The sequence below is a fragment of the Ensifer sp. Root1252 genome, assembly GCF_001425885.1.
Classification (GTDB): Bacteria; Pseudomonadota; Alphaproteobacteria; order Rhizobiales; family Rhizobiaceae; genus Ensifer; species Ensifer canadensis.
On record NZ_LMDT01000021.1, the window covers coordinates 85,333 to 105,677 of the forward strand.

23 protein-coding genes and 2 pseudogenes are annotated in these 20,345 nt (G+C 59.5%); 15 read left to right on the plus strand and 10 right to left on the minus strand.

The genetic code is table 11. The features are described from left to right. Positions 1-109: 109 nt before the first annotated feature. Positions 110-1,624: a bifunctional aminoglycoside phosphotransferase/ATP-binding protein gene (locus tag ASD02_RS20835; protein ID WP_057220268.1), complete on the minus strand. Its 1,515-nt coding sequence runs from the start codon at positions 1,622-1,624 to the stop codon at positions 110-112. Positions 1,625-1,866: 242 nt separating this feature from the next. Between ASD02_RS20835 and ASD02_RS20840 the strand changes: the two genes are divergently transcribed. The 3 genes from ASD02_RS20840 (at position 1,867) to ASD02_RS20845 (ending at position 4,477) form a co-directional block, all read left to right on the plus strand. Continuing rightward, a complete protein-coding gene (locus ASD02_RS20840) occupies positions 1,867-2,286 on the plus strand; it encodes a DUF3775 domain-containing protein (protein ID WP_057220269.1) in 420 nt (139 codons plus the stop codon). 339 nt (positions 2,287-2,625) lie between these two features. Beyond that, positions 2,626-2,778 (plus strand): host attachment protein, encoded by a 153-nt coding sequence (locus ASD02_RS39025; protein ID WP_162255917.1) that lies wholly within the window; start codon positions 2,626-2,628, stop codon positions 2,776-2,778. A gap of 877 nt (positions 2,779-3,655) precedes the next feature. Further along, on the plus strand, positions 3,656-4,477 hold the full coding sequence (locus tag ASD02_RS20845) for a universal stress protein (protein WP_057220270.1): 822 nt from the start codon (positions 3,656-3,658) through the stop codon (positions 4,475-4,477). 250 nt (positions 4,478-4,727) lie between these two features. On the opposite strand, the gene ASD02_RS20850 is transcribed toward ASD02_RS20845, so the two are convergent. Beyond that, the gene (locus ASD02_RS20850; RefSeq protein ID WP_244494253.1) at positions 4,728-5,501 is read right to left on the minus strand and encodes a ZIP family metal transporter; all 774 of its coding nucleotides are present in this window, start codon (positions 5,499-5,501) and stop codon (positions 4,728-4,730) included. 391 nt (positions 5,502-5,892) lie between these two features. On the opposite strand from ASD02_RS20850, the gene ASD02_RS20855 reads away from it, so the two are divergent. The 4 genes and pseudogenes from ASD02_RS20855 to ASD02_RS38385 all read left to right on the plus strand — a co-directional run bounded on the left by ASD02_RS20855 (position 5,893) and on the right by ASD02_RS38385 (position 7,051). After that, positions 5,893-6,153: a ribbon-helix-helix domain-containing protein gene (locus ASD02_RS20855; protein ID WP_025429011.1), complete on the plus strand. Its 261-nt coding sequence runs from the start codon at positions 5,893-5,895 to the stop codon at positions 6,151-6,153. Beyond that, positions 6,153-6,428, plus strand: a complete 276-nt coding sequence (locus ASD02_RS20860) for a type II toxin-antitoxin system RelE/ParE family toxin (RefSeq protein WP_057220271.1) — start codon at positions 6,153-6,155, stop codon at positions 6,426-6,428. The genes ASD02_RS20855 and ASD02_RS20860 overlap by 1 nt, the downstream gene beginning before the upstream one ends. Positions 6,429-6,590: 162 nt before the next feature. Then, a pseudogene (locus tag ASD02_RS38380) lies at positions 6,591-6,716 on the plus strand (ABC transporter permease); the annotation flags it as partial. A 26-nt stretch (positions 6,717-6,742) separates the two neighbouring features. Beyond that, on the plus strand, positions 6,743-7,051 hold the full coding sequence (locus ASD02_RS38385) for a hypothetical protein (RefSeq protein ID WP_156408438.1): 309 nt from the start codon (positions 6,743-6,745) through the stop codon (positions 7,049-7,051). 368 nt (positions 7,052-7,419) lie between these two features. On the opposite strand, the gene ASD02_RS20870 is transcribed toward ASD02_RS38385, so the two are convergent. The 3 genes from ASD02_RS20870 to ASD02_RS20880 form a co-directional block, all read right to left on the minus strand. Beyond that, positions 7,420-8,040: an NUDIX domain-containing protein gene (locus ASD02_RS20870; RefSeq protein ID WP_057220374.1), complete on the minus strand. Its 621-nt coding sequence runs from the start codon at positions 8,038-8,040 to the stop codon at positions 7,420-7,422. A 353-nt stretch (positions 8,041-8,393) separates the two neighbouring features. Beyond that, the gene (locus ASD02_RS20875; RefSeq protein WP_057220272.1) at positions 8,394-9,773 is read right to left on the minus strand and encodes a sensor histidine kinase; all 1,380 of its coding nucleotides are present in this window, start codon (positions 9,771-9,773) and stop codon (positions 8,394-8,396) included. Further along, the gene (locus ASD02_RS20880; RefSeq protein ID WP_025429021.1) at positions 9,770-10,447 is read right to left on the minus strand and encodes a response regulator transcription factor; all 678 of its coding nucleotides are present in this window, start codon (positions 10,445-10,447) and stop codon (positions 9,770-9,772) included. Before ASD02_RS20880 ends, ASD02_RS20875 begins: the two co-directional genes overlap by 4 nt. 77 nt (positions 10,448-10,524) lie before the next feature. Between ASD02_RS20880 and ASD02_RS20885 the strand changes: the two genes are divergently transcribed. Then, on the plus strand, positions 10,525-11,592 hold the full coding sequence (locus tag ASD02_RS20885) for an ABC transporter substrate-binding protein (RefSeq protein WP_025429022.1): 1,068 nt from the start codon (positions 10,525-10,527) through the stop codon (positions 11,590-11,592). Positions 11,593-11,796: 204 nt separating this feature from the next. Here the strand turns inward: ASD02_RS20885 and ASD02_RS20890 are convergent, their stop codons facing one another. Both ASD02_RS20890 and ASD02_RS20895 read right to left on the minus strand, forming a co-directional pair. Beyond that, the gene (locus ASD02_RS20890; RefSeq protein ID WP_057220273.1) at positions 11,797-12,231 is read right to left on the minus strand and encodes a type II toxin-antitoxin system VapC family toxin; all 435 of its coding nucleotides are present in this window, start codon (positions 12,229-12,231) and stop codon (positions 11,797-11,799) included. Continuing rightward, on the minus strand, positions 12,231-12,473 hold the full coding sequence (locus tag ASD02_RS20895) for a type II toxin-antitoxin system Phd/YefM family antitoxin (protein ID WP_057218808.1): 243 nt from the start codon (positions 12,471-12,473) through the stop codon (positions 12,231-12,233). Before ASD02_RS20895 ends, ASD02_RS20890 begins: the two co-directional genes overlap by 1 nt. A 263-nt stretch (positions 12,474-12,736) precedes the next feature. Here ASD02_RS20895 and ASD02_RS37260 point away from each other — a divergent pair. After that, positions 12,737-12,944: pseudogene (locus ASD02_RS37260) on the plus strand (ABC transporter substrate-binding protein); the annotation flags it as partial. A 106-nt stretch (positions 12,945-13,050) separates the two neighbouring features. Here ASD02_RS37260 and ASD02_RS20900 read toward each other — a convergent pair. Beyond that, positions 13,051-13,965, minus strand: a complete 915-nt coding sequence (locus ASD02_RS20900) for a LysR family transcriptional regulator (protein WP_057220274.1) — start codon at positions 13,963-13,965, stop codon at positions 13,051-13,053. A gap of 94 nt (positions 13,966-14,059) precedes the next feature. Here ASD02_RS20900 and ASD02_RS20905 point away from each other — a divergent pair, with 94 nt between their 5' ends. Then, a complete protein-coding gene (locus tag ASD02_RS20905; RefSeq protein ID WP_057220375.1) occupies positions 14,060-14,869 on the plus strand; it encodes an NAD(P)H-dependent oxidoreductase in 810 nt (269 codons plus the stop codon). A 226-nt stretch (positions 14,870-15,095) separates the two neighbouring features. On the opposite strand, the gene ASD02_RS20910 is transcribed toward ASD02_RS20905, so the two are convergent. Together ASD02_RS20910 and ASD02_RS20915 are read right to left on the minus strand one after the other, a co-directional pair. Next, complete coding sequence (locus tag ASD02_RS20910; protein ID WP_057220275.1) at positions 15,096-15,533, minus strand: type II toxin-antitoxin system VapC family toxin; 438 nt, start codon at positions 15,531-15,533, stop codon at positions 15,096-15,098. Further along, positions 15,533-15,778 (minus strand): type II toxin-antitoxin system VapB family antitoxin, encoded by a 246-nt coding sequence (locus ASD02_RS20915; protein ID WP_025429025.1) that lies wholly within the window; start codon positions 15,776-15,778, stop codon positions 15,533-15,535. Before ASD02_RS20915 ends, ASD02_RS20910 begins: the two co-directional genes overlap by 1 nt. A gap of 483 nt (positions 15,779-16,261) precedes the next feature. Between ASD02_RS20915 and ASD02_RS20920 the strand changes: the two genes are divergently transcribed. The 5 genes from ASD02_RS20920 to ASD02_RS20935 all read left to right on the plus strand — a co-directional run. Next, positions 16,262-17,206: a tripartite tricarboxylate transporter substrate binding protein gene (locus ASD02_RS20920; RefSeq protein ID WP_057220276.1), complete on the plus strand. Its 945-nt coding sequence runs from the start codon at positions 16,262-16,264 to the stop codon at positions 17,204-17,206. Then, on the plus strand, positions 17,203-17,694 hold the full coding sequence (locus ASD02_RS20925) for a tripartite tricarboxylate transporter TctB family protein (RefSeq protein ID WP_057220277.1): 492 nt from the start codon (positions 17,203-17,205) through the stop codon (positions 17,692-17,694). The genes ASD02_RS20920 and ASD02_RS20925 overlap by 4 nt, the downstream gene beginning before the upstream one ends. A gap of 14 nt (positions 17,695-17,708) precedes the next feature. Further along, on the plus strand, positions 17,709-19,226 hold the full coding sequence (locus tag ASD02_RS20930; RefSeq protein ID WP_057220278.1) for a tripartite tricarboxylate transporter permease: 1,518 nt from the start codon (positions 17,709-17,711) through the stop codon (positions 19,224-19,226). 254 nt (positions 19,227-19,480) lie between these two features. Then, positions 19,481-19,648: a hypothetical protein gene (locus ASD02_RS39240; RefSeq protein WP_113569232.1), complete on the plus strand. Its 168-nt coding sequence runs from the start codon at positions 19,481-19,483 to the stop codon at positions 19,646-19,648. Positions 19,649-20,142: 494 nt separating this feature from the next. Next, a partial coding sequence (locus ASD02_RS20935; protein WP_200951705.1) for a porin occupies positions 20,143-20,345 on the plus strand: 203 nt, incomplete at its 3' end.

Genomic DNA, 20,345 nt, shown 5'->3' on the forward strand with positions numbered 1-20,345 from the left:
CGTGCCGATGCAAAAAGAATGTCGCGCGCGATTCGGGCGTATGCTCGGATGGTGCGAACCCGTCGGCCAGCGGAACCGCAACCCAAACGGGCCTGAGTATCACGCTCTATCAACCACTCTGAAGTTCGAGTATCGCGCGGGCAATCCCGTTTGCATCCCGATCAGCATCGACCCGTTGCCATGTATTTCCTTTCGTATCAGCGGCAAGCTGTCGCGACAGCACCTCCAAGTCCGCATCAGAGGGACTGGCAGTCCTTGAAGCGACGCGCCGGCGCAGCAGAGAGGCGTTCGCATCAAGCCAGACCGCCGTGCATGGCACCCCGGCGTCGCGCGCAGCGGCCTCGATGCGCGCCCGATTGGGCGTCCTGTCGAACACCGCATCAGCGACGACTGAGCCTCCGGCGCGCAGGATCGCGAAGGTGCGGCGCGCCATCTCGCCATACACTTTCTCCGAGACTTCCGGACGATAGGCAGCCGGCGAAAGCTTTTCCTCGGCTGGCACGCCATGCATGGCCTTGCGGATGCGGTCGCTTTCGATGATCCGCGCCCCAGGCGGCGAGCCAACCTGTGGGGCCAAGATCTCCGCCACTGTCGTCTTGCCTGAGCCGCTGAGACCGCCGATCGCGACCAGCCGCACCGGCTTCATCACGATCAGTGAACCAGCGAGGTCGAAATAGGAGCGGGCCTCGGCTGCAAGTTTGTCCGTGGGCGCGCTGCTTTCCTCAACCTGCGTGGCGGTGACGTGGGCCCTTACCGCCGCGCGTATGGCCATGAAGTAAGGTAATAGCACGAAACCCTCGTCGTCATCCGTTTCATCGAGGTATCGGTTGGCAACCAGATTTGCGAACTCAGGAAAGCCACGGTGCCACAGATCCATGAGAAGAAAGGCAAGATCGTAGAGCGTATCGACGGTCGCGATCTGGTCGTTGAACTCGATACAGTCGAATAACCGCGGTTCGCCGTCGATGAGGCAGATGTTGCGCAGATGCAGATCGCCGTGGCACCGGCGGACCTTGCCGGCGGCCTCACGCGCATCAAGCAGCGGTGCATGAACCGTGAGCTTCTGATCGAACGCCTGGTTGAAATCCGCAAGCTCATCGCTCCCGAAGACCCGGCTGGTTGCGAAACCGGCGGCATTGATACGAAGCACGCCGGCAATGTTTTCTGAACCGGAGCCTTCGTGAATGATCGGCGCCTCACGGTGAAACCGGGCGATCATTCGGGCCGCTCGGGTCATGAGCTCGGCAGTGAGCCGACTGTCAACGGCCATGCGATCGAACAAGCGGCTCTGTTCGAAACGAACCATTTCCACAGTCGCATCGACAAGCTCCACTCCCTCATCGAAACGAAGCCTGCCATCCTTGCCGCGCATGATTTTCCGAACCCCGATGTAGAGGCCCGGTGCAGTGACCGCATTCAGCACGACCTCTTTCTTGCAGGCTTCGAGCCTCAGCCTTGGTGTCGAGAAGTCCACATAAGGCAGCTTCACCGCGCGCTTCACCTTGAATGCACGGTCGCCGATCAGGAAAATATAGGAGATGTGCGTCTCGATCCTCTCGACCGCATTGGTACCGCAAAGCTCCTCTAGAAACCTGACCACATCCGATTGATCTTCGGCAGACATGTTTTCGCCTCATCGTTTCTAGACATGGGGACGCATTGCCCTCCGACTTCGAATATCTACCGCTGCGGCCGTCTTCATAGGTTTCAATCATGATGAATTCCATCTGGTAGTGCTTCATTGATGTGAATCAACGAAAGGCGGGGCAATGTCTGTAAGACTGGCGTTCAAGATATACTTGGCCTGCCCCGCTCCATTACCCAAATTGTGGCGCAGATCTGACAGTGGAAACTGGAGACTTGGAGATGAGTGAGGCTTGGAACCTGTCGATATCGCCGGAAAAGGTCTGCTACCTTATCATCAAGGCGCGCGAGTTCGATGCCAAGGACGCGGTGACCGACCCCGATCCGGCATCCAATGCCAGCGACGACATGATGGTGTCAGTGCTCGAAGATCAGCCGGACGATCCGGTCGAATCCGAATTAGAGAGCCTAATCTCGGACTTGAACGAGGACGAGCAGATCGACCTCGTGACCCTGTCCTGGCTTGGCCGTGGCGACGGCAAGATCGAAGACTGGGAAAGCATTCGCGCAGACGCCGCCGAAGCCCACAATGACCGTACGACTTCTTATCTCCTCGGCACGCCGCTCTTGGCGGACTACCTCGAGGAGGCGATGGCTCAATTCGGCGAGTCCTGCCAAGAATATGAGATGGGACGCCTCTAGAGAGCCTAGGTGTTTGGTTGTGTGGTATGGTGCTGAAAGCCGCATACCCGTTTCCGCATCTACTCTAAGCAAAGCGATTGCCACCGCGTCAGGCGATCGTCACCCCTAGGCATAGGATTCTCTCTCGCCTTCGTGCTCGCCAGGCGCCCTACCGTCCCGACGTTCCACTGCTTGCACTGATCGTCGGACGCCATGCCGCCGCGCCCTTCGGCCTTGAAGCGTCCGACCCAGCACGCCACGATCTTCCCCGACCCGCCCGACGTCCGCGCCGCATGGGCTTTGGAAAGACGGTCGTCAATGATTGACCACGCCACCTCCTCTAGACGCAGAAGCGGTCAGATGGGCATTTGGGTGCCGATTGACACCCCGGGTGTGCTTGGCCGGTCGCGCACACAGCTCAACCCCGGCACGTGGTCCGTGGTCCGTGGAGAACTGGCAAAGGATCTCGTCAAGTTCGCGGTCACTGATCTCGACAAACATCTGCCCAATTGAAATTTGGACGGATGCTGGTGTGAAAATCAGCGGATCCAATCGCCGCGCGGCACAAGGGTAACCGGTAGAACAGGGGTAACCGGTAGAAAATGAGAACCTTCAGTGCTGTCCAGTGCTGGGAGCACGGTTGACTCCGCCATCGACAAATGTCGCCGCACAACCGGCTGGTCTGCAACGGCTACACTGACGACCACGCCGCGATCGAATTAGCCGCAACCATCCAGGAGACGCCGCCGGCGATCGGAAGCTGCGGATTGGTTGCAAAGGACTGCTTTACCGTCGCGGCAAGATAGCCCGCATTGCTCTGTTGATCGACACGAACGGTGCATGTTCCGATCGCCGCCACCGACGACCGTGGAGGTATCCTGCGTGCCCAACATGAATACCGGCGCAAGCCCGGAGGTAGACGTCGCCGTCAGCCGCACCTGCTGGGACGACGACGGCGATCTGAATGTCGTTGGCAATCGTGTAGATTGAAGCATCGAGTCGCACGATCCGTTCGCCGTTTCTGTAGAGGTCAGCGCCTGTTTCCGAGTTTTTGTTGCTCATCAAACAACGCTTGAGCTCTTGGACGACGAAATGACACGGCGCCTTCAATGTTCGGCGGACAACTATAAGCCTGGAATAGATACGTCAAAGTTGATAGAGTGGCATTAATCAGCCGTCACTCAAAAGTTATTGAGCTTGACAGTGATGTTGTCACTTGCGATCGATCCGCAGCCATAATTGAAGTTCGTCAATGCTCTGGCAGCGAGTGTTCTCTACGTTGGATAAGACGCCTCCGCCTTACGCAAGGCGTAGAGTTCGCATCAAAGTACCCAGATCCCAAAGAGCGGATCTGTAGGCGTCAGAATGGTGAACAAAAGGCGACCACTACATGAGCTACAGATCCATACTTGTAAATCTTGATATAGACGGCCCGGTCGCTCCAATCGTCGAACTTGCCACAGAGTTGGCCGCTCGCTCGAGTGCGAAGCTGATTGGGTTTTGCGCCGCAGACGTGCCATTGCCAATGGTGGGTCCAGAAGGCGGCGACCTGTCGGCGCAGGTCTGGCAACAACTCAAGGCGGACGTAGAACGCAGATTCAAGGACCTGGAGTTCGATTTCAAGGGTCTGGTCCCTACCTCCCTGGAAGTGGAATGGCGCTCCTCGCTCAGCTACCCGACGCAAGCCCTGGCGCGAATAACGCGGCTGGCTGACCTTGTAGTAACAGGCGCCAAACGGGGTGCCGCCACCGGCGACAGCTATCGCGCCGTTGATCCTGGAAATGTCGTGCTTCAGGCTGGCAGGCCCCTGCTTGTCGTTGCCACGGACGCGGAACACGTTCTGGCCAGAACCATAGTTATCGCGTGGAAAGATACCCGTGAAGCGCGGAGGGCGGTGAGCGATGCGGTCCCGCTGTTACAGTCGGCAAGCGATGTCATCGTCGTAACGGTAGACCCTGAACCCGACGATTGGATCAGAGACAGCGTTGCCGATGTGGTTGCGTTTCTCGCACGCCATCAGATCAAGGCGCGAAGCGAAATCATCTCTGCTGCGGACGAACGCCGAGCACTGACCGACTTCGCGGTCTCTTGCCATGCCGATCTCGTCGTTTCGGGCGCTTATGGTCACAGCCGGTTGAGAGAATGGGTGTTTGGTGGCGTGACACGTTCATTGTTGGACGCCGCCAATCTCCATCGTTTCATGTCAAGTTGATCGGTGGGACCGTTTCCGTTGCGAAACTCACTTTGGGAAAGTCGGGTCAACCGACCTTTTTCAGTTCCGGCCGCTTGCTTCCCGATCCTGACTTCCACCGGTGAGATCGTTGTCAAATCAGCAGTCGCTGTCATGTTGATAAAGGCCTGACACGCCAAGAGACTACTGATGACAAACCTTTGATCCGGCGGAATAGCAATGATTTGTCGACTTACAAGCCGACGCAATCATCAGCTCAGGGTCGCCATGCTCACCTGATCGCCAAGTCAAGGAACATCATCGCGACCAACCCGAATATGAGACCGAGGGTCGCCTCCTTCTCGAAGCCATGTCGGTGGGTGTCAGGTATGATTTCGTGACTGATGACGAAGATCATCGCTCCGGCGGCAGAGGTCAGAGCCCACGGAAGCACGTGGAGAGACAGACTAACCGCGTAGGCTCCCAGGAAGCCCGTGACGGGTTCGACAAGTCCGGTAAGGCCGGCGACGGCGAACGAACGGGATTTTGAATAGCCGCAGGAAAGCAGCGCCACGGCAACGGCCAGGCCTTCAGGTGCATTCTGAAGACCGATACCAATCGCCAGTGCCGTGCCGGCCGCCATGTCACCTCCACCGAATCCCACACCTACCGCGAGACCCTCGGGTGCGTTGTGAAGCGTGATCGCAAGTACAAAAAGCCAAATCCGTGCGAGTGCCTCTGCTTGCGGACCTTGACGGCCTTGAAAGAAATGCTCGTGGGGAACCCATTCGTTGAGCGCGGCCATCACTGCCGCGCCGACCAGAACGCCGCCCACTGCGACGGCTGCCGCCGCGGTGTCGCTGCCATGGATGCCCCGCGCCGTCTCGATGCCCGGTAGGATGAGCGAGAAGAATGAAGCCGCGAGCATGACGCCCGCGGCGAAGCCCAGAAAGACGTCGCTCATGCGCTGCGAAATCGACTGCCCGAACAGGACTGGCAGCGCGCCTACGCCGGTCATGAGCCCAGCCAGGAGGCTAGCGAAGAAGCCGACGACTACCACGGTCACACCGTAAAGTTTTTCCAACCACCCGAGGATTGACGCGTATCATAACATTAGGCGGCAAGGGAGATGATGCCCAACCTGTCCAGTTAAACACCCAAGCGCGGTGCAACCATAAACCGGCGGATCCCAACCCTGTAAACCGCCCATGATCCGTCTGGATACCTCAATGTGGTGGTATGCCGAAGGTGGCAAAAAGCTCCCCGTGCGGGAACCACATGGTCGATCCCATGACACGGCCGATCTCGTCGAGCGACGAAACCATGGCTGAGTTCTCCCTCAACCATCCAACACCGCCGCTGTCCGCGAGGTCGGCTGGTGCATTCAACAGGCACAGCCCCTCGACTTAATCGAATCTAATCACTATGATTAGGGCCGATTAAACAGGAAGCGTTTAATGGAAACCAAAGTACTGACAGCACATGTTCCGCTGCCGCTTGCGGAGAGGGTAGATCAGTTGGCTAGCCGGCTGGAACGTTCGCGCGGCTGGATCATCAAGCAAGCACTCACTGCCTGGGTAGATCAAGAGGATGAGCGACGCCTGCTCACACTTGAGGCGCTCGCGGACGTGGACGCCGGTCAAGTTATCGACCATCAGGCCGTTCAAGCCTGGGCCGATAGTCTGGACAACGACAAGCCGCTCTCTGTTCCGCTCTGATGCAGGTTAAATGGACAAGCAAGGCCCTTGGTGATCTTGCGCGCCTTTTCGAGTTTCTCGCTCCTGTTAATCGGCGAGCCGCTGCACGCACGGTTCAATCGTTGACGACTGCACCGACACGCCTGATTGAACAGCCGCGACTTGGAGAGAAGCTGGAAGAATTTGCGCCTCGCGAAGTCCGCCGAATCCTCGTTGGGCATTATGAGATCCGCTACGAGATTCAACACTCGATAATCTATGTTCTGCGCGTATGGCATACCCGCGAGGACCGTTGAACCAAGGCCAGCCCAACTTCGCACTTGCACGATAGACGTCGCGATGGAACAGAAATTCCGACCCGGCTCGCAATCACTCTTGTTACATATCCGCGTTTCGACACATCATAGCGCATGGGATTGATCGGTTTTGCCGACCGCATCACCGCCCCCATCTTCGATGTCATGAACGCCGGCTTCACTTTCCTGCGAGTCGACACCTGCTACCAGGAAATCGCCAACAGCTTGATCGTCGTTGCCGCCGTCGTCCTCGGTGTCTATCAACAGAAGAACCGCAAGAAAGCCTGATCCTCCGAAGAAGATCTATTCTCACAGTGAGCCAACTGGCCGGGTTGATGAAACTCATCCCGACGTTTTATTATCGGCACCGACGTAATTTAACTGTGCCGGCCGTGTTTCGACATATGTTTGCCGCGCAAGGCTGCCACGGCGCTACCGCTCTGGTAATTGCATCCGCGATCGACTATATCAAAACCATCCAAAACTATCGGAGATTTATCATGTTGTCGCAGCGCAAGCTTGCGAGCCAGTTCCAGCCGCGTTTCGTTCTTCAGCTTTGGAACGCGATGCTTCGGGTCCAGACCCGCGAAACAGCTTCCCTCTTCGGCCAGCGCAGCCGCTAAAGCGCACCTCCAAACCTTGTCCGCTTGCTCTATTGCAAGCGGCATGCTGGGGCCGTTCAGGCGACGTAGTTCCAGCGCATGAGCGTGTCGCGCTCTTCAAAGACGGCGGCGTCATTGACGCTCATGGCCAGCTTTTGCAGCTCGACCCTCCGGAAAAGGAGATCCTCGGCGTCGGACCCTTTTGCAGCAGCCTAAGGCTGAATACCGGCGCGGGGTGTTGGCCAAGTTTGCGGTTTGGTGCGCCCCGCAAATTAAGGTGCAGCCACTGGCTGATGCTCCAGGTCGGACGCAAATCCGGACGTTAGACTGCGTCGTACTTTTATCGCAATTGCTCAAAGCTGCCGCGACGGCCGGTGACTGCTGCCGTCTCAGGAAGGGCTTGCTGCACCAACGTCTATTGGCGCGCGATTGGAGAAGAGGTTCAAGGCGGCGTACTGCAGCAGCATAATCGTTTTTCCATCCCGAATTGCCCCCGAGCCGACCATCGCAAGCGCCTCGTCGATACCAATTTCCAGGACGGCAATATCCTCCCCTTCGGCCTCGTTGCCACCACCCGCCGAAGCCTGGTCGCCTGGCTGGTACTCGCCAACGAAGAAATGCAGCCGCTCCGTAACTGAGCCGGGGCTCATGAATGCGTCGAACGCCTGGCGTACATCGCGCACACGAAAGCCTGTCTCCTCTTCCGTTTCTGCGCGGATGCGTGCTTCCGGCTCGGCATTGTCGAGCAATCCGGCCGGCGCTTCGATGAGAAGGTCGTCATGACCGTTGACGAAGGCTGGATAGCGAAACTGACGGGTGAGTATCACCGTGCGGCGTTTCGGTTCGTAGAGAAGGATCGTCGCACCGTTTCCCCGGTCGTAGGTCTCTCGCGACTGTCGCTGCCAATTGCCGTCGGTGCGCAGGAAGGAAAAAGTCGTTTTCTTTAGGACGTACCAGTCGTCCGAGAGGATGGTGACATCCTCTACGCGAACGCGGTGTGCAATGCTCATCGTGACCTCCTTCATTGTGGCAAGGTCAGCATAAGTCGCCATCCTTGTTTGATGGCAAATTTCGTGCATTTTCGTGCAATGTCAAGTAATTTCGTGCAACCGAAAATTAGGCGCAGCAACGCGCGCGCTCCGAACCGCTTTGAGTACCCTCCTTTGCTCGTGGTCGGGACTATCGCGCAACGCCAGCTAGCTTCGCAGCCTCGAAGCGGGCTCTCGAATGGTGTGCCGATGTAGATCCTGGGATGGAGACGTTCCGTATGCTGGATCGAGGATCGATCTATCGTTCGGTGGTCTACAACGGTGGAACCGCTCTGTTTGCGCGCGCAGGATGAAGACCGAGCGGCCCGCTCTGTTCAGCCGGCCGGAAACAGGATGGCAACCCTAAGCCCGTGTCCACCTGCTCCATCGGTCAGACTGGTTCTCGCACCGTAGAGGGCAGCAATTTCCTCGACGATCGGCAGACCGAGCCCCGTTCCAGGCGCTTCGCTCGCGCCGCGCTGAAACCGCCTGAGCACGCCCTCGCGCAATTCCGGCCTGATCCCGGGTCCACTGTCTTCGACCTCCAGGGATACGACGCCTTCCTTTTCGCTCACCCGCGTCGTGACCTCCGCCCCTCGCCCAGCATAGAGCAGCGCATTGCCGATCAGGTTCTTCAGCATCTCGCCGACCAGCAAGGGCTCCGCACGAACGAAGGCTTCGCCCTCGCCGTCGAAACCCAGATCGATGCCGGCGTCACCGGCGGCTGGCACATGTTCGGCGGTGATGCCGCGTGCCAGCTCGACCAGGTCAATCCGCTCGAGTTTTCGCGCCTCATCCTTTCCGGCAGCGTCGATCTTCGCCATCAGCAAAAGCTGCGCCAAAATTCGCTCGGCATTCGCAACGGCCTCATCGGCTTTCTTCACCGCCGTCTTGGTGTCCTCGATCGAGCCTGCGCGCAGTGCCAAAGCCAGCTGCGTTCGGATGATTGCGAGCGGGGTGCGCAGCTGATGGCTGGCGTTGCCAGTAAAATTGCGCAGCGCGTCGAGCGCCGACTGAAGGCGGCCCATGAACGAATTGACCGTGTCGACAAGCCCCTGGACTTCGTTGGGCACATGCTCGCCGATTGGATGCAGATCGTCGGGACTGCGCTCGGCGATCGCATCGCCTAAGCGATAGAGCGGCCGCAGCGAGAAGGTTACGGCAATCCAGACGATGACCGCGGCACCGGCGATCATCAGTCCGAGGCGCAAGGCGGAACGTACGAGAATCGTCTGCGCCAACTGCCGGCGCGCGATCGTCGTTTCTGCAACGGTTACAACGAAGGGTACGGAATTGATGCCCGTCGAAGCCGAGCGGCGCAGTGCCGCGATCCGGATGGGCTCGCCGCGGAACGAGGAGTCGGCAAAGGTCGTCGAACTGCCGGGGACTTCATCGAGGGAAGGCAGGGTCTGGTAGCCGGTAATGAACTGACCTGGAGGCCCATCGACCCGGTAGAAGACACGGTCCTGCGCCGCCGATGTCAGCATCTCCAGCGCCACATAGGGGATGTCGACCTCGAGCGACCCATCTTCTGCAACGACCACGCGCTCGGCGATCGCCAGAGCCGAACCCGCAAGAACGCGATCCGACACGACATTGGCTGTTGTCACCGCTTCGCGGTAGGTGTCGGTCAGCGCCACGACGCCGATGACGGCGGTTGAGATCAACAGCCAGCCAAGCAGCCTGCGGCGAAGGGAATAGACCGCCGCCCTCATTCCGGCCCGGCCGCTTTGTCGAGATAGTAGCCGATACCGCGCGCCGTTCTGACCGTCAGGCCGTGTGGAGCAAGCCGCTTCCTGAGGCGGCTGACATATTGTTCGATCGCATTCGGGCTCAGATCGTCGTCAAAGCCGGTCAGCGATTGCATGATCGCCTCCTTAGCGACAACCTTGCCGGCGCGCATGAACAGGAGTTCGAGGAGCCCGAGCTCCCGGGCCGGGATTTCGATCGGCACTCCACCGGACGAAAAGCTGCGTGCATTGAGGTCGAGCGACACATTGCCGTAGCTGACCGTCGACGCGCGCAATCCCGCCTGGCGGCGAAGTAGCACGCGTACGCGCGCTTCAAACTCGCCGATATCGAACGGCTTGATCATGTAATCGTCGGCGCCGAGATCGAGCCCCTTCACCCGCTCCTCCGGCGTGCCCCGCGCCGTCAGGATCAATACCGCCGCACTGTTCTGCCGGGCACGCATCGCCCGCAACACATCGAGCCCGTCCATCTCCGGCAGGTTCAGGTCGAGGATCACCAGATCGAACGTCTCGGCCGCGGCAACCGCATGGGCCGACGCGCCGTCGCTGACGACGTCAACGGCATAGCCGCTACCACGCAGGATGGCCGACAGACCCTCGGCAAGGACCTGATTGTCTTCAACAAGCAATATGCGCAACTGTCTTCACTCCCCGCTTCACTCTATCCGCCGTTGCCTTGCTTGTGAACGGTGGCGCGCTGAGGCATTGTGGAATTATGCGGTACTTGATTTCTTTTCTCTTTTTGGTTCTTTGTCCCCGGCTGCTTCTGGCCGCACCGGTCATTTTTCCGGCGCTTTCAGGCGCATCTGACGCTAGGACGTTAGTCGTCTATTCTTCACTCGACGAGCCTCTCGCCAAACCGATGATCCTCGGCTTCCAAAAAGCCAATCCGGATGTCGCGGTGCGCTACGAGGATATGCTGACGGGGGAGATCTACGACCGGATCGTCAAGGAAACGGACGCGGGGCTGAAGACCGCCGACTTCGCCTTCTCGTCTGCGATGGACCTGCAAGTCAAGCTGAGCAACGACGGCTATGCCCAGCGCAGCGACCTGCCGATGAGCGGCCGCTGGCCGGCCTGGGCCAATTGGCGCAATACCGCCTATGCGCTGACTTTCGAGCCGGCGGTCTTCGTCTATCACAAGCCGAGCTTTACCAAGGAGGCGCCGCCTTCGACCCGCGCCGAATTCGTCGCCTATCTCAAGCGTCAGGGCGCCGATGTCTTCGGCCGGATCGGCACCTATGACATCGAGCGCTCCGGCGTCGGCTTTCTCTTCATGTCGCGCGACCAGGAGCAGTTCGGCGACATCTGGGATGTCATCCAGGCGATGGGTGCTGCCGGCGTCAAACTCTACTCCACCAGCCAGGCCATTCTTGAACGCGTCGCCGATGGGCGGTTCGTGCTCGGCTACAACATCCTCGGCTCCTACGCCGCCGATTGGGCAGCGCGACATCCCGATGTCGGCATCGTCCTGCCCAAGGACTACACCGTAGTGATGTCGCGGATCGGCCTCGTGCCGCAGGCGTCCGCTTCTCCTGATCTCGGCCGCCGCTATCTGGAATTCTTCATGTCCAAGGAAGGCCAGACGATCATGGCGCGGCAGTTGCAGATCCCCGCCGTCAGCCCGGATGTCGCCGGCGAAAACACCGCCAACACCATGCAGGAAATGCTCGGTGCCCAGTTGCGTCCAGTGCCCGTCAGTCCTGGGCTGATGGTCTATCTCGACCAGGTCAAGCGGTCCCGGCTGATTGCCCGCTGGAACGAGGTTCTGCGGCTCCACTAGTTCCAGCGTTTCGACCTGTTTCGTTACTCGGTCCACCCTCGAGGATCGCCGGCCACCGGGAGAGATTGGGTGCCTAGCAGCCGACGACAGCACCTTGGACTTTCGGCGCGGCTCAGCCGAAATGACCCGTCGTCTTCAGCGTCGGAGAGAGCGCTTCTGCGTCAATTCACGGAAGCCGCAGCGCTATAAGTGATAAGCCCTACCCTATAACTCAGGCAGTGCCTCGAAGGGATCGAGTGCTCGAACGCCTAACGGTCCAAAATGACGCAGATTGCGTGTCAACACAGTCAGGCCATGCACTTGGGCTGTGGCAGCTATCGCAATATCCTCGAAACCCGGCTGATGGGCACGAGCATCATCTAGAATCTGCCCGGCTGCATGCGCGCATCGCAGATCAAACGGCAGCAACTTCTGCGCATACAGATACTCTATGCTTTCCCACCAATCTTTTAGCCGCTGCGCCTTGGTGGTCGCACCTTCTCGTTCCGCCTTGGCAATCCCCGATTTAACCTCAGCCGCCGAAATAACAGATAGGAACAGTTGCGAACTGGCTTTATCGAGCCATTCGACAAGCTGCTCAGAACTTTGACGTTTGGACGGGGCAAGCGCAGATATCACGTTCGTATCGACCAGAAACATCAGAGATCAATCATCCGGCTCGGCTTGTCACCGCGCAGCGGGATATCGTCCTCATCACCTGGATAGGAAGCTAGGAGCCGTCCGAAACTCGGAACGTGTTTCAGCTTTTCATACTCCGAGAACGAAAGCACCACTGCTTCCTTTCTGCCGTGCCGGGTGATGATCGCAGGATTGCCTTGAACCGCCTGATCGACAACAGCAGAAAGCGTTGCCTTGGCATCCTTGAGCTGGATCTCCTTCATGTCGGCCTCCAAATAATGACTACAGTAGTCATATAGCCGCATCAACGCTCCCGAGCAAGAGCCAAAGGACTTAGAAGTCCTGTGTTTGAACAGCGCCATGCCACCATACAATGCCGATGAGTGCTTTCTCTGCAGATTTGAGGCCAAAGCGCGCAGCTCGGTAGCGATTTCTCTTCACAAGTGGGCGGCATCCTCATCCAGTTGCCGTCGCCCCCCTAGACCTGCTCGGAACGGGTCTCGCGACGGTGGCGCTGCGTCTGCCGGAAGGCCAGACGATTATGGCGCGGCAATTGCAGATCCCCGCCGTCATCCCGGATGTCAATGGCGAAAACACGGCCAACACCATGCAGGAAATGCTCGGCGCGCCCAGTTGCGTCCGGTGCCTGTCAGTCCCGGGCTGATGGCTATCTCGACCAGGTAAAGCGGTCTCGACTGATCGCCCGCTGGAACGAGGTGCTACGGCTCCACTAGTTCCAGCGTTTCGGCCCAGTGAAATGTGCTTCGTTGACCTCGGTAAATACCGGATCGCTCAAACGTGTCTGCGACCAGGGACGGTCGTATGTCAGCGCAACCCCGGTTACTCCAGACCTGGAATGTCGCCGATCCGCTCCGCGAGATGGTCGACAAGCAACCGCACCCGGGCAATGCCTGCACGCTCCGGCACGATCAGCATGCTCAAGGGCACGGCCGGCAGAAAATAGTCCGGAAGGATGGGTATCAGCCGGCCATCAGTGAGCAGATCGTCGACCAACCAACGGTGCGCGGGGGCGATGCCGCGGCCGGCGACGAGCGCCTCGCGCGCCGCCAATCCATGGTCGACGCGTAGACGCCCGTGAAAGGGCACCATATGCCGCTCCCCGGTGTTCCCGTGAAGTTCCAGCATGTCGCTGCCCGCCACGTTCGACATGCGAATGCCCTCATGGTCCGATAGATCCTGGGGAACGATCGGTGTCCCTCGCCTGGCGAGATAGCCCGGCGCGGCGACCAGCAGACGCTGGCTTTGGCCCAGTGCCCGCAGTTTCATCGAACTGTCTGTCAGCGGTCCCAGACGGAGCGCAATGTCGATGCCCTCGCGCACTAGATCGATGCGCTCGTCCGTCAGGCTGAGATCGACACCGATATCCGTGTATTTCTCCTGAAAGGCAAAGATCAGTCGCGTGGCGTGCAGAACGCCGAAAGCCGCGGTGCAGGAGACCCGGATCGTGCCGGCCGAGGCACCACGGGTGCCGCGTGCCTCGTCGCCGGCCTGCTCCACGAGGCGCAGTATCTGGACGCTGTTGGCATAGTACCTGCTGCCCTCGTCAGTCATCGTCACGCGCCGGGTCGTGCGGCTGATGAGAGGCACGCCCAGCGCCTCCTCCAGTTCGCGCAGATGCCGCGTGACCGTCGACTGCCCGAGCCCGAGCTCCCGCGCAACGGCTGACAAGCTGCCACGCTCAGCAACGCGCACGAATGTCCGCATGCGTTCGAGCGTGATGTCGGACTTATCCATTTTTCGGCACAATCATATGCATTCCCAAGTTATATCGAAGTACTTGGATGTCGTCTACATCAGGGGTCGGTTTCTCATCACAGGAATGCTGACCATGAAAGTTTTGCTTGTTTTCGCCCATCCAGAACCGCGTTCGCTCAACGGCGCGCTCCGCGACGTCGCCATCCGCGAACTCGAGGCCCAGGGCCACGAAGTCCGTGTATCTGACCTCTATGCCGACAAATGGAAATCCGAGGTCGATCGGAGCGACTTCCCTTCGCTTTCAGCCGACACGCAGTTCAAGCCGAGCCGCGCCTCGAAAGCCGCCTTCACGACCGATACCCTGACGCAGGATGTGAAGCAGGAACACGAGAAGCTCTTATGGGCGGATACACTCATCCTGCAATTTCCGCTCTGGTGGTACACAATGCCAGCCATTCTGAAAGGCTGGGTGGATCGGGTCTATGCCTACGGATTTGCCTATGGTGTCGGCGAACACAACGACACCTATTGGGGCGACCGGTTTGGCGAGGGCACGTTCAAGGGCAAGCGCGCGATGCTGATCGTCACCACCGGCGGCTGGCAGGAACACTACTCCGCCCGCGGGGTGAACGGACCGATCGAAGACCTCTTGTTTCCCATCAACCACGGTATCCTTTACTATCCCGGATATGATGTGCTTCCGCCCTTCGTTGCCTACAGGGTCGATCGTATCGATGAAGCTGGCTTCGTAGATGTTGCGGAACGTCTGCGCGAGCGGATGCGGACGCTTGCCACAACCCCGCCTATTCCCTACCGGCGACAGAACGGTGGTGACTATCTGATCCCGAGCCTTCAGCTCCGTCCAGACCTCGCCAATCCAGGTGACCGCGGCTTCGCCCTCCACGTCGATCGGCAAGATGCTGCCGAGCAGCGTTTCAGGTGAAATTTGCAGAAGCGGCTCCACCAGCTCTTGCGCATCATCGCCATCCGTTTCCGGGTCTGATCGGAAAACGGATGGCGGACGGAATTCCGGCCTCAGCCTTGTGGCGCCGAACGACCACACGCAGCGTTGCATTCCGGCGATGGTGCCAGGGTCAGGACGCTGGCTGCTACTCAGGACAAGGTATTGGTGGGCTGTCTACGGCCTGGGATTGTTCCGGCTGGCGGTTTCAGGCAACATCGATATCTGTCCTGGAAAAATCATCGCCTTTGAACAGAAGCGGCACATGCTGGGACTTCGCACAAGCATAAGCGAAACAATCGCCGAAATTCAGCCGAGCCGGATGGCCGACAAAGCGACCATAGTTGCGTGCCGCCTCAATCGCTGCGCGGTGCAGGGATCCGCTGATAGGCATTTCTTGCGCATCGATTGCTTCAAGGAATTGCGCAACACTCTCCTGCGCCAGTTCGATGATATCCGGTGGCGTTGGAGCCTGGTTGCCGTTGTGCGAGATGGCAATGATACGTGCCAGGCTGATCACCGCTTCAAACACAGCAAGTGACGAATAGAAGATTGGCGTCTTTGACATCTCGATTTTGGCGAGATGATATCCGGCATCTTCCTCGCCGGCCAAAACCGCCACGATCACAGAGGCGTCCAGAAACATCAGAGTTCCCACATCTCGTCGGTGAAGCGCTTCATGTCAAAGTTGGGCTTGTTCGACCCCATACGCGCTCTGAACTTGTCTTGAATTTTCGCGACGCGCTCGCGTAACGGCACTTCTTCCCGGATGCGATCGAGTTCGTGCTGCAAGGCACGCCGAACGGCCTCTGTCTTATTAGGAGCCTTGGACAGCTTCTGGAGCTCGGAAGCGAGATCGTCGACTGTATCGTCACGAATATAGAGCGCCATGGCTTTCTCCTGAATATGCAACAAGGAATATTCGAATATTCTATTCCGAATATTCATGCCGCGCAAGACAGAACTGTTAGCTTACAATGCGCCATAAAACGAAGAGAACTGGCCTTCTCGCCCCACATCTTCTTAGTTGGCAAATGGCCCGCGAACGTTCGCGATTCGCGCGACAACCGGAAAGGGTAGGGGCGCCTGCCCCACGGCGAGCCCATTCGCGCCGCAAGCGGCAAGCAACAGCCTAAGATTCCGTAAACACTACGCTTCATTTTCGCAAAGAGGACTTGATGTCAGCTTAATGTCAGCTTTCTATGATGGCTTAGCAGTCGCTGGCGCCCCGTGGAGGCGGGCCCGCCGGTTGCGCACTGGGAGGAAGTCACCAATCCGGTCAGCGACAAGGGTCCTTTGGGCACCGTCGCGTCTTCCCGTTCGCACGCAGAAACAACGTGCGCGTGGAAAATCGCGCCTCATGGAGGACTGACCTTGAAACACTTTTTCCTGGCATCCATTCTCGCCGGCGCAATGGCGCTGCCGGCCTACGCCGCTGACTACACTATCATCGCTCCGGCAAATCCGGGCGGCGGCTGGGACCAGACGGCTCGCTCGCTCCAGACCGTAATGCAGCAGGAAGGCATTTCCGGCAACGTTCAGGTTCAGAACGTACCGGGCGCCGGCGGCACCATCGGCCTCGCCCAGTTCGCAAGCCAGCAGAAGGGCAACCCGAACGCCCTGATCGTTGGCGGTTACGTCATGGTCGGCGCAATCCTGACCAACAAGTCGCCGGTCACCCTTAAGGATGTCACCCCGATTGCGCGCCTCACCGGCGAATATGAAGCGATCGTCGTTCCGGCCGCTTCCGAGATCAAGACGATGGCTGACCTCGTCGAAGCCCTCAAGAAGGATCCGGGCGCCGTTTCCTGGGCTGGCGGCTCTGCCGGCGGTACCGACCACATCGCCGTTGGCCTGATTGCCAAGGCAGCCGGTGTCGACCCGACCAAGATCAACTACATCGCCTATTCCGGCGGCGGCGAGGCCCTTGCAGCCATCCTCGGCAGCCAGGTTACGGCCGGCATTTCCGGCTACGGCGAGTTCGAAGCCCAGGTCAAGGCCGGCACGCTGCGCCTGATCGCAGTCTCGAGCGCAGAACGCCTCCCCGGCATCGACGCGCCGACGCTGAAGGAATCCGGCCTCGATGTCGTCGTTGAAAACTGGCGCATGGTTGCAGCCGCACCTGGCCTCACCGACGAGCAGAAGGCAGCGGTTTCGGCCGACGTCGAAAAGCTCGCCAAGTCGGCCGGCTGGCAGGAAGTCCTGAAGACCAAGGGTTGGCAGGATAGCTACCTCGCAGGCGACGCTTTCGCCGCCCAGCTCGACAAGGATGTTTCGGCCACTGAAGCCGTCCTCAAGGACATTGGACTGGTGAAATGACCAAGGGGCTCAACCCTTCGACCACAACGCGTCGCCCGGATCGGGCGGCGCTCTTCATCGCGGCCGTGCTGGCCGCCATCGCTGGCCTCATTTTCTGGGACGTGTCGCGCCTGGCAGGCGCTGCCGGTTACTCCCAGGTCGGACCGACGACGGTCCCCTATGCGATCGCCTACTGTCTTGCGGCCCTCGCCATCTGGACTGTCTTTGCCGCATTCCGAAACGATTTTCCCGAGCGCGAGCACCAGGAAATCTCACCGGTCATCTGGATCGTCGCCGGGCTTGCAGCGCAGATGCTGCTCTTGAACGTCGCAGGCTTTTCGATCGCCACCGGCATTCTCTTTGCGCTCACCGCGCGCGGCTTTGGCAAGCGCAAGCTCTGGTTCTCCCTGCCAGTTGGTATCGCGCTCTGTTTTGCCGTCTGGGTGATTTTCGCCAAGCTCCTGCAGTTGTCGCTGCCCGCAGGGCCGCTTGAACATCTGTTCTTCTAAGAGGGCCGTAGACCATGGCTACTTTTGAATTCCTGTTGCAGGGACTGTGGGTTGCTGCCCAGCCGATGAACCTGCTCTACGCGCTGATCGGCGTGACGCTGGGAACCGCCGTCGGCGTTCTTCCCGGCATCGGCCCGGCCCTGACCGTCGCGCTTCTGCTGCCCGTTACCTACCAACTCGACCCGGCCGGCTCGCTGATCATGTTCGCCGGCATCTATTACGGCGGCATGTATGGCGGCTCGACCACCTCGATCCTGCTGAACACACCGGGCGAAAGCGCTTCGATCGTCACCGCCCTCGAAGGCAACAAGATGGCGCGCGCCGGACGGGGCGGACCTGCGCTTGCGACCGCCGCCATTGGCTCATTCGTTGCCGGTTTGATCGCAACGCTCGGCCTTGCCTTCATCGCGCCCTACATCGTCAAGCTCGCCCTGGTCTTCGGTCCGCGCGAATATTTCGCGCTGATGGTTCTCGCCTTCGTGACCGTTTCATCTGCGTTCGGCGATTCCACGCTTCGCGGTCTGACGGCGCTTTTTGTCGGCTTGGCGCTTTCGGTCGTCGGCATCGACCAGTTGACTGGCCAGGCGCGCCTTTCCTTCGGTGTTCCCGAGTTGCTTGACGGTATCGAGGTCACGACGCTTGCAGTGGCGATGTTCGCCATCGGCGAGACACTGTTTATTGCCGCACAAGGCGAGAAGGGTCCGGATAAGGTCGAGGCCGTCCGTGGTTCGATCTGGATGAGCAAGGCCGACTGGGCGCGCTCGTGGAAGCCCTGGCTTCGCGGTACGTTCATTGGCTTCCCGATAGGGGCCATGCCGGCCGGTGGCGCCGAGATCGGCACCTTCCTGTCCTATGCGGCAGAAAAGCGGCTGGCGAAACATCCCGAAGAGTTCGGCAACGGCGCCATCGAAGGCGTCGCGGGTCCGGAAGCTGCCAACAATGCATCCGCTGCCGGTACGCTCGTGCCGCTCCTGACGCTCGGCCTGCCGACGACGGCGACCGCCGCGATCATGCTCGCCGGTTTCCAGCAGTACGGTCTGCAGCCGGGTCCGCTGTTGTTTGCCACCAATCCGCAGCTCGTCTGGGGTCTGATCGCCAGCCTCTTGATTGCCAACTTCATGCTGCTGGTCCTGAACCTGCCGCTGATCGGCCTTTGGGTTAAGCTGCTGACCATCCCGAAGCCGTGGCTTTATGCTGGTATTCTGCTGTTTGCGACGCTCGGCACCATCGGCGCCAACCCGTCGGTCTACGAACTGGGCATGCTGCTCGCCTTCGGTCTGCTCGGCTATGCCATGCGTGTATTCGGCTATCCGATCGCGCCTGTCGTCGTCGGTCTCATCCTTGGGCCGCTCGCCGAACAGCAGCTCCGCCGTGCACTGGCAATCAGCCAGGGCGACGTCAGCGTGCTCGTCACCTCGCCGATCGCCGCCGTGCTCTTGGTCATTGCCGCTGCGGCACTGATCATCCCGCTGGTCCTCAGGGCCCGCGGACGTGGCGAGGTGCTGGCACAGCTCGCCGCCAACGAAGACTAAATAGCCCTGCCGCGTCGCACCCATTCGGGTGCAGTGCAGCAATGCTTAGACCTTCGGCATAATCTTCCTCAAATCGTCTCCGATTTGGCGAATTATGCAGGAGCCTCCCAAGGCTCAATCAGCGGGCCCGGTCGATGGATAGTCGACCGGGCCTGCTTCCGTTGCATGGCTGGAGTGTCCAATTGTGCATTGCAAAAAGACATGACAAACCCCATCTTTTGCTCATCAGAGAGAAAACGAAAGCGAGCAAAGAGATGGCTACCACAACTTACCGCAACGGTTTCATCGGCCGCGCATTCGCAGTTCTCGGCGCCGCTAGCGCTGCTGCCGCTGCTGTCGAAGGCCACCGCCGCCCGAAGGCGAGCGACCTGCGCACCCTCGGCATCGATCCGGCCAATTTCCCGGACGCACGCCGCGGCTAACAGAGATTTCCAGCGCCCGTCACGACGGGCGCCTTATCCTCCCAAGGATGAAACGGCTCGACATCGAGAGATGGCGAGCGGTTTAGCTTAAAGTACTACGCCGCGTGATCCCTTAACCGTCATTTCCTGCCTGATGAGCGATCTCGCAGTGTGGATCCCTTCGCCTACACCAGTGCGGTGTGGCGCCGGCCCCTGGTTCGGCCGAGATATCGGTAGACTCGAAGTCGTCGGGCGCTACAACGTAGCGGAATGAGCGTACAGAGCCACCTGGTGCGGCAAGGGGGCATAATGTCCCGGGCCGAGGACCGGAACGTCATAGCGAGCTGCTTTGGCAGAAGCAAAACCAGTACGACTTGAAACGATGCGCCGTCTCACATGAGTTCAGTTTTCGTCGAGATCTCAGACTGACAAACTTCGCTCGGGTTGCTTCATTCGGCCCAGCGATTTTCAGTGTTCCAGACCTTCCTCGGTCTGATTTTGTCTGGAGGTCAGAAATGAACATCAAGAGCCTTCTTCTCGGCTCCGCTGCAGCTCTCGCAGCAGTATCCGGCGCACAGGCAGCCGACGCAATCGTCGCMGCCGAGCCGGAGCCCATGGAATACGTTCGCGTTTGCGACGCTTTCGGCACTGGCTACTTCTACATCCCGGGCACCGAAACCTGCCTGAAGCTCAGCGGCTTCATCCGCGTTCAGGGCTC